The sequence below is a fragment of the Rhizobium sp. BK060 genome (assembly GCF_014193145.1).
Classification (GTDB): Bacteria; Pseudomonadota; Alphaproteobacteria; order Rhizobiales; family Rhizobiaceae; genus Rhizobium.
The window spans coordinates 223,673-238,794 of the sequence record NZ_JACHYW010000005.1; the positions used below are offsets into that span (position 1 = coordinate 223,673).

At 59.6% G+C, this 15,122-nt stretch carries 11 protein-coding genes; all 11 read left to right on the top strand.

Annotated features, from left to right (window positions below):
* The first annotated feature begins 16 nt into the window (after positions 1 to 16).
* The 11 genes from FHT71_RS07970 (at position 17) to FHT71_RS08020 (ending at position 15,057) form a co-directional block, all read left to right on the top strand.
* Complete coding sequence (locus FHT71_RS07970; protein ID WP_165933061.1) at positions 17 to 679, top strand: alginate O-acetyltransferase AlgF; 663 nt, start codon at positions 17 to 19, stop codon at positions 677 to 679.
* A 39-nt stretch (positions 680 to 718) separates the two neighbouring features.
* Complete coding sequence (locus tag FHT71_RS07975) at positions 719 to 3,568, top strand: tetratricopeptide repeat protein (protein WP_132589052.1); 2,850 nt, start codon at positions 719 to 721, stop codon at positions 3,566 to 3,568.
* Between the two features lie 69 nt (positions 3,569 to 3,637).
* Entirely contained in the window at positions 3,638 to 4,747 is a 1,110-nt protein-coding gene (locus tag FHT71_RS07980) for an alginate lyase family protein (RefSeq protein ID WP_132589053.1), read from the top strand.
* Positions 4,748 to 4,786: 39 nt separating this feature from the next.
* On the top strand, positions 4,787 to 6,235 hold the full coding sequence (locus FHT71_RS07985) for a phosphomannomutase (RefSeq protein WP_183719424.1): 1,449 nt from the start codon (positions 4,787 to 4,789) through the stop codon (positions 6,233 to 6,235).
* A gap of 101 nt (positions 6,236 to 6,336) precedes the next feature.
* Positions 6,337 to 7,713 (top strand): SEL1-like repeat protein, encoded by a 1,377-nt coding sequence (locus tag FHT71_RS07990; protein WP_183719372.1) that lies wholly within the window; start codon positions 6,337 to 6,339, stop codon positions 7,711 to 7,713.
* A 15-nt stretch (positions 7,714 to 7,728) separates the two neighbouring features.
* Positions 7,729 to 8,919, top strand: coding sequence for an AGE family epimerase/isomerase (locus FHT71_RS07995; RefSeq protein ID WP_132589056.1), 1,191 nt, complete (start codon positions 7,729 to 7,731; stop codon positions 8,917 to 8,919).
* A 216-nt stretch (positions 8,920 to 9,135) separates the two neighbouring features.
* Entirely contained in the window at positions 9,136 to 10,572 is a 1,437-nt protein-coding gene (locus tag FHT71_RS08000) for an MBOAT family protein (protein ID WP_132589057.1), read from the top strand.
* 14 nt (positions 10,573 to 10,586) lie between these two features.
* On the top strand, positions 10,587 to 11,735 hold the full coding sequence (locus FHT71_RS08005; RefSeq protein WP_183719374.1) for a hypothetical protein: 1,149 nt from the start codon (positions 10,587 to 10,589) through the stop codon (positions 11,733 to 11,735).
* Between the two features lie 63 nt (positions 11,736 to 11,798).
* Positions 11,799 to 11,987 (top strand): hypothetical protein, encoded by a 189-nt coding sequence (locus FHT71_RS31480; RefSeq protein WP_246717972.1) that lies wholly within the window; start codon positions 11,799 to 11,801, stop codon positions 11,985 to 11,987.
* Positions 11,988 to 12,001: 14 nt separating this feature from the next.
* Complete coding sequence (locus FHT71_RS08015) at positions 12,002 to 13,750, top strand: type I secretion system permease/ATPase (protein WP_210294096.1); 1,749 nt, start codon at positions 12,002 to 12,004, stop codon at positions 13,748 to 13,750.
* Entirely contained in the window at positions 13,747 to 15,057 is a 1,311-nt protein-coding gene (locus FHT71_RS08020; RefSeq protein ID WP_183719376.1) for an HlyD family type I secretion periplasmic adaptor subunit, read from the top strand. The genes FHT71_RS08015 and FHT71_RS08020 overlap by 4 nt, the downstream gene beginning before the upstream one ends.
* Positions 15,058 to 15,122 lie beyond the last annotated feature (65 nt).

The window sequence follows — 15,122 nt, forward strand, 5'->3', positions numbered from 1 at the left end:
AGAGTGGGATGAGATCATGAAACGCAAAATCCAAGCAATCCGTGTTGCACTCGTCTTGGGAGCCTCCCTAGGTACCTTCCCGACGCACCTGCTGGCGAACGACGCCGGCCTCTACGATGCGCCGATCCCGGCCGACAAAAGCCTCGTTCGCTTCCTCAATGTGAAGCTGAAGGATGGAGTGAGCCTCGACTTCTCGGGACAGAAGTTCGACGTCGATCCCGTCGCATTGTCGAACTACCGGCTGATCGGCAACGGCTCCTATAAGATTTCCGACGATTCGACCTCGACCGAAGCCAAGCTCGAACCCGGCAAATTCTACACCGTGGCGGTCGGCGCGGACGGGGACGGGCAAAATGGCATTGTGGTTATTCCCGACAAGGAGGTTGAAAATCCCTCCAAGTCGGCTTTGACCTTCTACAATTTCTCGACAAAGCCGGCCAACCTGTCGCTGCGTCTCAACGGCGACAGCAAGGTGCTGTTCAAGGATCTTGCGCCAGCCGCCATGGCATCCAAGGAACTGCCGGTCGTCGACATCGGCCTGGAAGTCTCCGAGGGCGACCAGAAAGTCACCGAGCTAGAGAAGGTTTCTCTGACTGCCAAGGATCGACAGAACGTCGTCGTCGTCGAGACGCCGAACGGACCGGCCGGTTTCCTGGCAGCGACGGGCATCGACCGATAATTTCGCGAAGAATGGGGCAAAAGCGTGGGGACGAGTAGAGTGCGCAAATTTCATTTTTATCAGTCTTTAGTCGCCGTTGCGGTCGTCGCCGCTTCGGCCGGGTTTGCGACGGCAGTCCGGGCCGACAACCCGGCGATCCCGCTCGACCCTCCGAATCTCGATTACAAGGCTGTGTGCAAGCCTGTAACCGATCAGGCCACGCGCGTGAAGCTCGATCGGGACTGGACGAAGGGCCCAATCGGCGAAATCAAGCTGCCAGCTCAGGATATTGTCACTCTCGCCCTCGAATACAGCCGGGGCAGCGAGCGGGTGCAGAAGTCGCCTGCCTTAGCCGAAGAACTCTTGCGCGCCGGCCTGAAGAAATATCCGCCCCGGCGTGACATTTTCCTCATTCCGCTTGCACGCGTGCTGATGGAGAACGGCTCGACGGTCGACGAACTTCGGGAGGCGGAGTCGTATCTGCTTGACGCCTATGGTTCGGGCAGCACCCGCGCGGCATTCGTGCTCGGCCAGTTCTATGGCGACGATGGCCCGAGCGAGATGCGGGATCTGACCAAGTCGCGCTTCTACCTGGAAAAGTCGGCCCTGGCATCCGACCCGCAGGGGATGATCGAATATGCCCGCATCATCACCCTCGACCCGCAGGCTTCGGAGGATCAGAAGAAGAGTGCGGTGACGAACGCGCTGCTGGGGCTGATCGGGCAGATCAAGCAGGGCGATTGCTCGGCCCTGAACCAGATCGGCTTTCTCTATCTGCGCGGCAACCTCGTTAGCAAGGAGGTCGAAACCGCGCTCAGGTGGCTGGAAGCCTTCGCCAAAACCGGCGATCCGAAAACGGCGCAGAACCTGGCCGAACTCTACCGCTCGAACCAGATCGACCAGATCGACATCCAGAAGTCGATGACATACCTGAAGCAGGCCGCCGACGGGGGGATGTCGTCGGCCCAGTTCAGCCTTGGCAAGGCTTATGCGACGGGCATCTCGGTGCCCCAGGACCTCACGCTCGCCGTGAAGTATCTAGCCGCCGCCGGCGAGGCTGGGCTGCGCCCGGCAGACGAGTGGTTGGCCCGAATCTATGCGGGTGAATTCGGCGGTAACCGCGACGACGCGAAGGCGAAAACCTATTTCGAGCGCGCCATGCAGGCCCCGGACCGTTCGGAAGATGTGCCTGTGCAATATGGCGAATTTCTTGCCAGCAGCGGTGCCTCAAAGGACGATATCGAGAAGGCGCTGAAAATCCTACAGGCCGCCGCCTCGGCCGGCTCCTCCGATGCCAGTGACGAGATCGGCAAGATCTATCTGGAGATGGGCAGGAAGGATCCCACCTACCTGAACAAAGCCATGCAGTTCTTCAGCGAAGCTGCCGTGGCCGGGAATTCTGATGGTGCGGCGAAACTCGCCGGCATGTTCGCCTGCGGCCAGGGGGCTCCGATCTCGGTGGCGCTGTCGAACGACTGGCGCCACAAGGCGGCGATCTTCGGATCGGTCTATTCGATCTATGTGACCGGCCTTAACATGCTGAGCAAGCCGGACCAGGCCGACCGCGCCAAGGGGCGCGTCTACCTGCAACAGGCCGCCTTCAAGGGCAGCCCAGATGCAATCGGCTATGTCGTCGCCCGCTGGGAGACCGGTGCCAACAGCTTCGAGCAGAACCCGGAAGCTGCGCAGCGCCTGCTCCTTTTCGTCTCGTCGCTGCAGGACAAGGAGCAGCAGCGCTTGGCGCAGTTGTCGATCATCAGCAACCGCTTCGACGTTGCGATCAAGCTCAGCGACAAGCTCGTCCAGATCGCCGCCCTCGGTCCGCTGATCGAGACAGGTGACCCCGATGCGCTGATGCTGAAAGCCCAGCTCTTGCAGCGAGCCGGGCAGGCGACGCCGGCGGCGCTCAACGAGATCTACAAGAAACTTGCCGAAATGGGCGATCCGCGAGGCATGCGGGAATATGGCAAGGTCCTTCTGGCGGACTTGTCGCAGGACTCCGCAGCCGGGCGTACGTGGCTGCAGAAGGCGGCCGATGCCGGTGACTTCAAGGCGAAGATCTCGCTCGTCGATCCCGGCGACCCGAACGCGCTGCAGGATCTGGCAAAAATGACCGCCGCGGGCGAGGCCTGCTCGGTCGATGCCATCGTCAACTTGGCTCGTGTCTATTCGACGCTGCCGGATCCCCAGGCCAAGACCTTGGCACGCTACTGGCTGTCGTTGGCCGAGAGCATGTCCGATCAGGATGCCGACGATTTGTACGCGGTCGGCGCAGCATTCCGCGACGGCGTGGACGGCGTGGACAACCGTGCCAAGGCAGAAGGCTTCTTCCTGCGTTCCTATGCGCTTGGACGCATCTCCGTCCTGCGCGACTTGGCCGAAGGCCATCTGCAGGGCATGTGGACGGCTTCCTCCACCGAAAAGGCGAAGGAAGAGCTGCTTAAGCTCTATGCCTCCGGCGACAAGGATGCGGCCAACAAGCTGATCAGCGAGATTGCCGACGAACGCATCGCGTCGACCCCGACCGAAGTGAACGAGCTTCTGATTTTCCTCGGGCCGGACGTCAGTGCGCCGGGCAAGTATCTGCTGAAAATCGCGCGCCTCAATATCGACGGCAAGCTGGGGAGCCGGGATGATGCCGTGGCTATTCATTGGCTGACAGTTTCGGCTGATGCCGGAGAGCCCTATGCCATGTATCGCCTTTACCAGGCCTATTTCTTCGGCAACGGCGCGGCAAAAGATACCACCAAGGCCTTCGACTGGCTGACCAAGTCCGGGGAAGCCGGCAACTCCAAGGCTGCCCGCGAGTTGGCCGTCGCTTACAAGGTCGGCGTTGTCGGACTGGATCCCGATGCCGGCAAGGCTGCCTATTGGGACAGCAAATACAAGGCTTTGTCCGTAGGGCAATGAAGAGCGCTCCAGCCCCGGTCATGAAGATCGGGGCTGGAAGCCAGCGATTAAACGAAATGAACCGAGTGAATGGCAATGGTCGAGCTTTCGAGATTTAGCCTCCTGGCAAGCGCCCTTATCCTGGTAGGTGCGGCACAGGCCGTTCAGGCCGCCACATTGACGGTGCCCTTCGAGCTTGCAAGGCATATCGCGAAGAACAATGGCAAGAAGACTTGCACGCTCAGCCCACCGGCGCCGGTGATCTCGCTCAATCTTACCAGCATTTACGAGGATGAGGACGACAGTCACTCGACGATCGATCCGCAACACAAGGAACGCTACGACAAGGCGATTGCCCAGACACGTGAGTTCGCCGCCTTCGTTACGAAGTATGCAAGCAACTATACCGAGACCGATGGTAACCGGCTGGATGCGGCAAGCTGTGCCCTGAACGCGTTGGACAGTTGGGCCAGGGCCGATGCGCTTTCGGATTTGAAGACGCGTCAGAGCTATCTGAGCACAACGCGAATTCTGGCCGGCGCCGCCCTGGCTTATGTTCAGGTCCGCCCTGCTGCGGCGCTGCTCAAGTTCGACACCAGTGCCATCGAGACGTGGCTGGGCGATCTCGCCGACCGGACGATCCCCGTCTATACGGAATCGGGCGACCGCAACTCTAACAAGCAGAACCATCGCTATTGGGGCGGGTTTGCCGTGACCGCGGTCGGAGTTGCGATCGGGCGCAAGGACTTCCTGGATTTCGGCTTCGAGAGCTACAAGCTGGGCGTTTGTCAGGTGACGGCCGACGGCGCGCTGCCTCTCGAACTCATGCGCAAGAAGAAGGCGCGCGACTACCACCTCCATGCCGCCGGGCCTCTGGTGATGATGGCATCGCTGTTGCAGGCCAACGGATACGATGCGCTGTCGCAATGCGACAACGGCCTGGAGAGGCTGGCGCACTTCGCCTTGGGTTCAATCAATGACCCGTCGAAGATGGAGATGCTGGCGGGAGAACCGCAGGTCAAACTGCCGCGCGACAAGAACGGCCTGATCCGTCCTGATCGCATCGCCTGGCTGGATGCCTACCTGCATTATTATCCAGAGGACAGAAAGGTTTACGGGAAGCTGTTCGAAGGAGCGTTGTTCTCCTCGAATCTCGGGGGACGCGTCAGCGTTCTCTACAACGTATCGGAACGAGACTGACATTTAATTGCGTTTTGCTTCAAGGAGGCTGGTTTGAGCCTGAAATTTGGTACGAGTGGATTGCGCGGTCTGTCGGTGGATCTGAAGGGGAAGCCCTCCTTCGTCTATTCGGCAGCGTTTGCAACCTTTCTGCTGCGAAACCGGATCGCAAAGCCAGGCGATCGCGTTCTGGTCGGCTATGATTTCCGCGACTCCAGTCCGACGATCGCCGCCAACGTCAAATCGGCGCTTGGTGCGCTCGGCCTGCAGCCGGTGGATTGCGGCCATTTGCCCACCCCTGCGCTTGCCTTTTACGGGATCCGCACGGGCGCTGCCTCGATGATGATCACCGGCTCGCACATTCCGGCCGATCGCAATGGCATCAAATTCTACCTCCCGGATGGAGAAATCGACAAAACTCACGAGCAGGGGATTTCCGCGATCGCCCAGGAACTGGCCGATTTGGAAACGCCTGTCGCGACGGATCCGGCAAACGAAACTGACGGGGCGGCGGATGCCGTGTCGCTGTTCATGGACCGCAACAAGACCTTGCTACCGCAAAGTGCCCTTTCCGGCATGCGCGTCGGTGTCTACCAGCATTCGACGGTTGCGCGCGACATGCTGAGCGAGATCCTGGTCTATTATGGGGCCGAGGTGTTCGATCTAGGCCGATGCGAAGTCTTCATCCCGGTCGATACGGAAGCCGTCTCCGCCCAAACCATCGCGGCGTTGCAAGAGTGGGCCGCCGAGCTCCGCCTCGACGCGATCGTTTCGGCTGATGGTGACGGTGACCGGCCGCTGATCGCCGACGAGACCGGCACACCGATCAACGGAGACATATGCGGCCTGATCGCTGCCCACTTTCTCGGCGCCGATGCGATCGTCACGCCGATCACTTCCAACTCGGGCATAGAGGCGCTTGGCAGTCATGTCGTGCGTACCAAGGTAGGCTCGCCCTTCGTGATTGCCGGAATGCAAGAAGCGCAAAAGACACACCAAGGCGTTGTTGGTTTCGAGGCGAATGGCGGGACGCTGACCGGTTCGTCCTTTCCGGTGGCGTCGGGCGTGCTCGAGCCTTTGCCGACGCGTGACTCGTTCCTGCCCATTCTGGCCGTGCTCGCCGCGGCGGCGGCTACCGGCCAGGCGCTGTCCAAGCTGAAACTGAGCCTCGGTCTGCCGTTCACGGCTGCCGACCGGCTGGAGAACTTTGCGACCGAGCGGAGTGCTGCACTGATGGCCTGGCTGCGCGCCGATGACACTAATCTTGAGCGCTTTACCGCCCCTTTGGGGCAGGTCTCCGGGATCAGCGAACTCGACGGACTGCGAGTGACTCTCAGCAACGGCAGGATCGTCCATTTCAGGCCGTCCGGGAATGCTCCTGAGATGCGTTGCTATGTCGAGGCCGGCAGCGCCAAGGAGACGGCGCAGGTGCTCGATATAGGGCTCGGATTGCTGCGCGACTTCGACACAGCCCGATCGGTGCTGAACATGGGGATAGGGCCGGCCTGACGCCGACCTTGGTGGTGGTTTGGATCTGCCGACGCGTGATCGGTTAGGGCCACCGTTGGATGTATTTGAGGGGTAAGGGTGGACTGACAATGAAGAAGATGATGAGTTTGAGTAAGACGCTCGTGGTGGGAACCATGTTGGCTTCCATAGCCGGGTGTACGACTTCGCCGAAGCTTGCCTATAACGACGCAAAGGTCCAGATCGGTTACGAGAAGGCGGGCTTCAAGTCGCGTCGTGATCCGGAACAGTTGCTTGCCTATGCCGCGCAGCATGCGAAGGCCGAGGACGAGGTGGTGCGCTACAACCGCGCCTATGGCAATCTGGTGCTCAATCGCGGTAAAAGCAGTGAGGCCTACGCTGCTTTCGAGCGCGCTGCACTTGCCGGCGATGCCAGCGCCGGCCGCCGCCTTGTCAAGGGGCACCTCGCTGGGGTCTATCGTCCGGCAAATGTCCCGATGATCGCCCGTTCGGTTTATCTGCCGCTGACAGCTGACAAGTCCGACGCAAACACGCGGCTGCTCTTGGCGCAGCTGCTCGATAGCGGCGAGATTGGGGGCGGGGAATTCCGCACCGCCGACGCCTGGCTCGATGAAGCTGCGGCCGCGGGTGCCACGAAGGCATTCCGCGAATTGGCCGAGCGGACTGAGAAGTCCGGCAACGTCGCGCTTGCCTCCGACTATTATTATCGGGCGGACAAGACATCGAAGGCCGATCGTGCCCTGCGCCAAGCGCGGGTCCACTATCTCGGCCTCGAGGGCGGCCCCAACCCGAAGCTCGGTCATGCCTGGCTGGAACTGGCGCGTAAGCTCGACAAGCAGGGCGCTGGCCAGCTTGCCGCACGCGTCTATCGCGCCACGTCCGGCGGGCGTGACGGATCCTATCTGATCAGCGTTGCGACGGCCGCCAGCGTCAACGTGCTGTCGCGTGAACAGTTGCTGGAAGCATATCGCAGTGCCAAGACCGATCTGGACCGGGCCAAGATCCTCGAGCCGCTGAAGGCAGCGGCGCGCAGCAACGACCCCAATGCGTCCTATGAACTGGCCGCTATTTACATCGGCACGCGCGGCGACCCGAGCGAAATCAACAGTCTCCTCGTCAAGGCCTATTCCAAGGGCAAGCCCGAGGCGCTCGACTTGATGATCTCGCAGCTGATGCGTGCGGAAGCCGGGCAGGAGGCCGCGGATATCCTGTTCGACGGTGTCGTCAAGGCCGCACAAAAGGGCAATGTCGAGGCGGCCCGCTCGCTAAGCTCGCTCTACCGCATCGGCGGCTTCAAGGCTGCCGACCGGGCAGAAGGCCGCAAGTGGCTGCAACGGGCAGCCGACGCGGGCGATGCCAAGTCGCAATACGAGCTCGGTGTCGATCTCTACGAGAACGGCGGCAATCCGCAATCCAAGCAGATCGCGCTGCAATATCTCAACAAGGCGGCCGGGCAGGGTGACCTCTTCGCCCAGAGCTATCTCAAATCCAAGACCTAAGGGGAGCGTTGGCGAATGTTGGACGCTGAGTATGCACGGGCCTTGGCCGCCTTTTCGGACGAAGTCTCTCTCTTGCGCGACTGGCTGCACGGTAACGCGCTGCCACTCTGGTTCGAGGTCGGCTACGACCGGCAGGCCGGAGGCTTCTTTGAACGGGTTGCGCTGGATGGCACACCTTGCGTGGCTGACAACCGGAGGGCTCGGGTGCATCCGCGGCAGATCTATTGCTTTGCGGCGGCGGGTGGGCGCAACGTGCTTGTCGATTGGCGCGAACTGATCCAGCACGGATTTTCGTGGTTTGAGCGCGTCTACCGCAGGGACGATGCGCTCTTCGGTAGTGTCGCGTCCCCTTCGGGGGAGATGATCGATGAGAGTTTCGACCTCTATAATCAGGCCTTCGCTCTCTTCGCTTTTTCCCAGTTGGCCCTGTCCGTCCCCGAACAGAAGGACGCGATGGAGCAAAAGGCGCGCGTCCTGCTCAGCACGTTGAAGGCGGAATATGCCCATCCGGAAGCGGGGTTCGAGGAAGGCCGCCCGGTCAAGCTGCCGTTGTGCTCCAATCCGCACATGCATCTCTTCGAGGCCTGCCTCGCCTGGGAGACGATGGCTGCGGATCCCACACCCTGGACTGCATTGGCCGATGAGATCGCCAATCTTGCGATAACGCGGTTCATCGATCAGGGGACCGGTGTTCTCAGGGAGTTCTTTGACCGCGACTGGACACCGTTTCCCGGTGACAAGGGACGGATTGTCGAGCCCGGCCATCAATTCGAATGGGCATGGCTTCTGACCCGCTGGGGGATTGCGCGCAACGCCCCGGAGGCAATTGCGGCCGCCGAGCGGCTCTTCGAAATCGGCGTCGAACACGGTGTCTGCGAGGAGCGGCAGGTGGCCTTCATGGGGCTGTTCGACGATTTTTCGATTTCTGACCACGTCGCCAGACTTTGGCCGCAGACCGAGTGGCTGAAAGCATCCGCCCTGCTGGCCCAGATCAGCCATGGCGAGCTACGGACTTACTATCTTCGCCAGGCAGCGAAGGCCGGTGCGGCGCTACGCAAATTCCTCGCCACCGACATTCCCGGGCTCTGGTACGACAAGCTCCCGCCGAGCGGGCAGTTTGTTAACGAGCCTGCCCCTGCCAGCAGTTTCTACCACATCCTTTGCTCGATCTACGAAGTCGACGAAACCCTAAAACAATTGCAGTGAATTCCGCCCGTTTCTTTGCCGGTCTGACCCGACGCCCCGCGCGACATGGTTCGTCGCCGGTCTGCAATCACGAATGAGGACATCAACTTGGCCACTGATCTTGCTTCTGACCATGAGGGTGCAGCTTTGCCCGGATGCGCGGTTTACTCGTTCTCGCACGCATCGAGCCGCGCGGGTCGCCGCCCGAGTTCCCGCCAGAACTAGGAGGTTGCGGACATGGTGTTTTCGTCGGTCATCTTCATTTTCGTCTATCTGCCGCTGTTCCTCGCGCTCTATTACGCCTGCCCGGTCCGATACAGGTCCTATTTCATCCTGATCGGCTCGTACGGCTTCTATGCTTGGTGGCGGGTGGATTTTTCTCTGCTGATGCTGGCCACAACGGCGTTCAACTATTGCGCGGCGCTGTCGGTCCACAAGGCACAAACGCCGCAAAGGCAAAAACTGCTCCTCGTCGCGACCGTCGTGTGCGATCTCGCCCTGCTTTTCTATTTTAAGTATTTCAACTTCTTCGCTGACAGCAGCGCCTATCTGTTCAATCAGGGTGAACCCTACAGCTGGTCCTTGCCGCACGTCATCCTGCCGATCGGCATCTCCTTTTATATCTTCCACAACATCAGCTATGTCGTCGACGTCTATCGGCGTGATCTCGAACCGTCGCGGACCTTCGTTGATTATGCGGCCTTCATCGCCTTCTTTCCGCATCAGATCGCCGGTCCGGTGCTACGCTTTTCTGATCTTGCCGAGCAGTTCTATGGCCGTGAGCACAACTGGGCGAAGTTCAACTATGGGGCGATGCGTTTCCTGACGGGGCTTGCGAAAAAAGTGCTTATCGCCGACTCGATCGCCCCGATTGCCGACGCGGCCTTTTCGATCCCAAATCCGACCATGGCGGAGAGCTGGCTCGGCGCCATAGCATACACGCTCCAGCTCTATTTCGATTTTTCCGGCTATTCGTCCATGGCGATCGGACTCGGCATGATGGTCGGGTTCCATTTTGTCGAGAACTTCGACGCGCCCTATAGGTCCGTCAACATTACGGATTTCTGGCGCCGCTGGCATATTTCACTCTCGAGCTGGCTACGCGACTATCTCTACATTTCGCTCGGCGGCAACCGAAAAGGTGTTGGACGTACCTATTTCAACTTGGCGGCCACCATGGTCCTTGGAGGCCTGTGGCACGGAGCAAATACGACCTTCCTTGTCTGGGGAGCCTGGCACGGCTTGTGGCTTGCGGTGGAGCGCTATTTCAAGATTTCGGCCAATGCGCCCTTTCGCGTTTCGTCCTGGCTCTTCACCATGCTGCTCGTGGTGATTGGCTGGGTCTTCTTCCGGGCGGCCAATATGACCGAGGCAATGAGCATGCTCGCCGGCATGGTCGGGCGGAATGGCTTTGGCTTGCGCAGCGACTATGCCTGGGAGTTTCTCAACTTTGGATTTCTGCTGATGGTCGTCGGCGTTCTCACGGCGCTTGGCGAGCCGCAATTACGCCGGTTCTTCGGACTGAAGACCACCAAGGAACTGGTGTACGTCGGAGGGATCGACTGTCCGCATGTCAATCCCGTTCTGGGGGTTACCGCGACCGTTCTCGGATTGGCCGCGATCGTCAAGCTCGTGGCCGATAGCGACACACCCTTCCTCTATTTTCAGTTCTAAGGAGAGTCCCTGATATGGACGAGATCACTCAGGTCGCTACTTCCGGCGAAATAGATACTCTGACTTCGAACAAAGACGGGCTTAGTCTGAAGGGGAAACTGGCCTATCTACCGGCCTTTTCGATCTTCATCCTGTTTGCTTGCGGCGTTGCCGTCCTCGGCCATTTCTGGAATAGCAAGGAGATGGCTGAGCATGGGCAGTTGAAGCGTTCCCTCGCCGACGTCATCCAGGGGCGTGAGGCATCGGCGGTCGAGAGGATCTACAAAGATGTCTTCCCGATTAGGGACTTCTCCACCGGCCTGTTGAACCTGATAAGCTTCAAGGTATTTGGCGAAGCGCGCAAGGGACTGATCAAGGGGAGCGACGGCTGGTTCTTCAGTGACGAGGAATTCAGCTGGAACCGCAAATCCTTGAGCATGCTTGAGAAGCATCTAAGCTTCGTCGAGGACACGCTTTCCACGCTCAGAGAGGCCGGCGTCGAGCCTATTCTTCTTTTGGTTCCTGAAAAGGCGGACATTTATCGCGACAAGCTCGGTGATGTTGCCGTGCCTTCGTCACGTGAGCACTATTATGAAAACGTGCGGCTCCGGCTGAGCATCATGGGTGCTCCGGTTCCCGATCTGCGGGAGGCTTTCCTCCAGGCTCGTGAACAAGAGCCGGTCTTCCTGAAGTCCGACACTCACTGGACGGTGCAGGGCGCTCGTGTGGCCGCCCGTTCGGTCGCTCAGATGCTAGCGCATCGTCCCGAGCTGAAGCACAAGGAATTTACACTGAAGCCAGAAGAAGAGATTGTACATATGGGCGACCTTTATAAGTTCGCCAAGTTCTCGATCTTTGAGCCTTTCGTTTCCATGCCCGGCGATCGTCTCACGTCACTTGCTGCCGTGACCGCGGATGCGAGCCTGGACGACCTGCTATCCGATGAGGACGAGGGCCCCCAGGTGGCGTTAGTGGGCTCCAGCTACAGCGCCAACGCCAAATGGAGCTTAGAAGCCCAGCTAAAGGCGGAGGCGAAAGTCGACATCATCAATTTCGCTGAGGAAGGAAAAGGACCGTTCGCCCCGATGAAAACCTTCCTCAAAGACAAGCTCCACGAACAGAAGGAACTCAAATACGTCATATGGGAAATACCGCTGCGCTACTTCGATGAGGTGGCGTACTAAGACCTATGAGGGGCATTGTGAATTGATGACGGCGGCTGCGAGATAGACGATAGCGGAAAAGCTTTGATCGGTTTTGTCGGCTCCAATGGCGATGCGCTTGAACTCCTTGAGCCGACAGAAGACGTTTTCGATGAGATGCCGCCATTTGTAGAGTTCGCGATCGGGCGGCAGCGGTCTTGCGCGTCTTGGGCGCGGGAGATGGCGACGAGCATCGAGATCGGCGACGACGTCCGCTTTACGGCAACCATGTAATCGAGGTCAAAGCTTTGTCAAAAGTCATCGCAAAGCCGCCGCAAATCTTCCTCGTGGCGGTACTTTCGTCCCTGCAGAAAGCCGCACTGGGTATCGGAGTGACCAGCGCCGTCATCAACCTGTTGGCGCTGACCGGATCGTTCTTCATGCTGCAGGTCTACGATCGGGTGATACCGGGACGCAGCCTACCAACACTCGTCGGCCTAGCTATCGTTGCGGCGACCCTCTATGCGTTCCTCGGAATACTCGAATTCATTCGATCAATGCTTCTCGTCCGTGTCGGCATGTCGGTGGACGAGCGCTTTGGCGGGGCAGTCCACGACTCTCTTGTCCTGTTTCCTTCCCGCATGCAGCCATCCGGCGATGGTCTCCAATCATTACGCGATCTCGACACCGTTCGGGGCTTTCTGTCCGGTCCCGGTCCGACTGCGCTGTTCGATTTGCCCTGGATGCCGTTTTATCTCTGCCTCTGCTTCCTCTTCCATTTCTGGATTGGCGTCACTGCACTGGCTGGCGCTCTGCTATTGGTTGGCCTGACCGTTGTTGCCGAATTTAAGTCGCGTCGACCGGCGAAGGAGGCCGCGGCGATTGCATCTGAACGAACCGCTTTGGCCGAAATGACACGCCGTAATTCGGAAGCCGTCCTGGCCATGGGCTTCGGCCAAGCGCTTGGTGACAGATGGAATGAAGTCAACCGACGTTACCTTGCCAATCACCTGCGTTCGACAAGCGTGACCGGCGGCCTTGCGACATTGTCGAAGATACTGAGAATGCTGCTGCAGTCAGCCGTCCTTGCTGTCGGCGCTACACTTGTGATCCGCCAGGAAGCGACAGGCGGCATCATGATTGCAAGCTCGATCCTGGTCAGCCGGGCTCTTGCGCCGGTCGAATTGGCAATCGGCCACTGGAAAGGATTCTCGGCAGCACGTGGCAGCTGGTCCCGATTGCTGCGTCTGACGGAGATCATGCCGATTGATGAACGTGAGGTTTCGCTGCCAGACCCTGCGAGCGTGCTCCGCGTGGAGAACCTGTATCTTGGGCCTCCCGGTTCGAAGGTTCCATTCGTACGCGGTGTCTCTTTCGAGCTTCGGGCCGGGGAAGCCGTCGGCATCATCGGTCCAAGTGCCTGCGGAAAGTCCTCGCTCGCCCGGGGCCTAGTCGGGCTCTGGATTCCAGTCGGCGGGAGCGTACGCCTTGACGGTGCATCGTTGTCTCAGTGGGACCCGCGGGCTCTCGGCAAGCACGTCGGATATCTGCCCCAGGATGTTTCACTGCTCGAAGGATCGATTGCGGAAAACATCGCCCGCTTCGACCCGCATGCGTCGTCGGAGAAGATCATCGCGGCGGCAAAGGCGGCCGGCGTCTATGAGATGATTGTACAGTTCCCGGACGGTTTCGAGACGCGGATCGGGGAACAGGGTTCCGTCCTTTCAGGCGGACAGCGACAGCGAATAGCCCTGGCCAGAGCGCTATACGGCGATCCGTTCCTGGTGGTCCTCGACGAACCGAACTCGAACCTCGATGCCGACGGAGATGCTGCATTGTCGCGTGCGATCAGCGGCGTGCGAGAGCGCGGTGGTGTTGCGGTCATCGTTGCGCATCGGCCGAGCGCACTTGCTGCGGTTGACAAGGTCCTGGTCCTTGCGAACGGTCAGATGCAGGCCTTCGGACCAAAAGACGAAGTCCTCGGAAAAATAACTCAGCCGTCTCCGATGCCTCAATCTATCCGGCTGATGACTGCCGGTGGGGAGATCGCGCAATGAAGCAAGGTCACGCCCCACTTGCCGAACGGGCGATCCGGAGTCTGACGTTGGCGGCCGTCGCCACGATCCTGCTATTGGTTGGAGTACTGGGTGGCCTTGCGGCGACAATCCACCTTCAGGGTGCAGTGATCGCCCCCGGTACATTGGTGGTCGATAGCTATGTCAAACCGGTCCAGCATCAAAAAGGTGGCACCGTCGCACAAGTCTTTGTCAGGAATGGTGATCGCGTCGAAGCAGGCGAGACCCTCGTGCATTTGGACGATACCCAAACTCGTGCCAATGTCGCGATAGTTTCCAAACGCCTGAAGGAACTGGCGGCAAGAACGGCTCGTCTATCGGCCGAGCGAGACGCCAAGGATATCATTGCGTTTCCAGCATCGTTTCTGGAGGAGCACGGTGACATTGAGGTCGCCGCAATGCTCGATGGTGAACAGCGGCTGTTTGACGATAGACGTTCATCCAGGGCTGGCCGCAAGGCGCAACTGGCCGAAAGGGTGCGGCAGCTGTCGAAGCAGGCGGAGGGACTGACCGCCCAGCAGGATGGGAAACGTCAGGCCATCGCCATTCTCAAGAAGGAGCTTTCCAGCCTCCAGCCACTGCTTGAACAGGGGATCATTCCTGCTACTAGGGTTTACGCGTTGCAAAGGGACGCTGCCGACCTCACCGGTGAGCTCGGTAGCCTGGTTGCTTCGGAAGCCGAAACCAGCGGGAAGATTGCGGAGACGCGATTGCAGATCATCCAGATTGATGATGATCAGCGAACGGAGGTGTCGGATCAACTGCGGCAGGCCGAAAGCGAAACTGGCGAGTACGCGGAGCGGCTGGTTGCTGCCGAAGACGACTTGAAACATATCGACATTCGCGCACCGCAAGATGGCATCGTTCACCAGCTCTCGGTTCACGCTCGAGGAGCAGTGGTGACGCCCGGCGAAGCCATCATGCAGATCGTACCGAATAATGACGTTCTCACGCCAGAGCTTAAACTGTCCCCGCAAGACATCGATCAGGTGGTGATCGGACAACCTGTGACGCTTCGCTTTTCGGCGTTCAGTCAGCGCACCACGCCGGAATTGAATGGCAGGGTGGCAAAAATTGCGGCGGACCTGACGACCGATCAACGAACCGGTCAGAGCTATTATAGTCTGCGCGCGTCTGTTCCCGCGGAAGAATGGGCGCGGTTTCGCGCCCTGACGCCTGTGGCTGGAATGCCTGTCGAAGCTTTTATTCAAACCGGCGAACGAACAGCACTAGCCTATCTGACAAAACCTCTTACAGACCAAATTGCCCGGGCATTCAGAGAGGAATGAAGCATCTGGGCACCTCCTATGGCGCAGCGCAACTGGGCAGGGATGATCAAGCCGCCTTCCAGAAG

Bases quoted from the DNA above. Each gene is read 5' to 3' on its own strand.
- FHT71_RS07970 (WP_165933061.1), top strand. From the start codon at position 17: ATGAAACGCAAAATCCAAGCAATCCGTGTTGCACTCGTCTTGGGAGCC.
- FHT71_RS07980 (WP_132589053.1), top strand. From the start codon at position 3,638: ATGGCAATGGTCGAGCTTTCGAGATTTAGCCTCCTGGCAAGCGCCCTT.
- FHT71_RS07990 (WP_183719372.1), top strand. From the start codon at position 6,337: ATGAGTTTGAGTAAGACGCTCGTGGTGGGAACCATGTTGGCTTCCATA.
- FHT71_RS07995 (WP_132589056.1), top strand. From the start codon at position 7,729: ATGTTGGACGCTGAGTATGCACGGGCCTTGGCCGCCTTTTCGGACGAA.
- FHT71_RS08000 (WP_132589057.1), top strand. From the start codon at position 9,136: ATGGTGTTTTCGTCGGTCATCTTCATTTTCGTCTATCTGCCGCTGTTC.
- FHT71_RS08005 (WP_183719374.1), top strand. From the start codon at position 10,587: ATGGACGAGATCACTCAGGTCGCTACTTCCGGCGAAATAGATACTCTG.
- FHT71_RS08020 (WP_183719376.1), top strand. From the start codon at position 13,747: ATGAAGCAAGGTCACGCCCCACTTGCCGAACGGGCGATCCGGAGTCTG.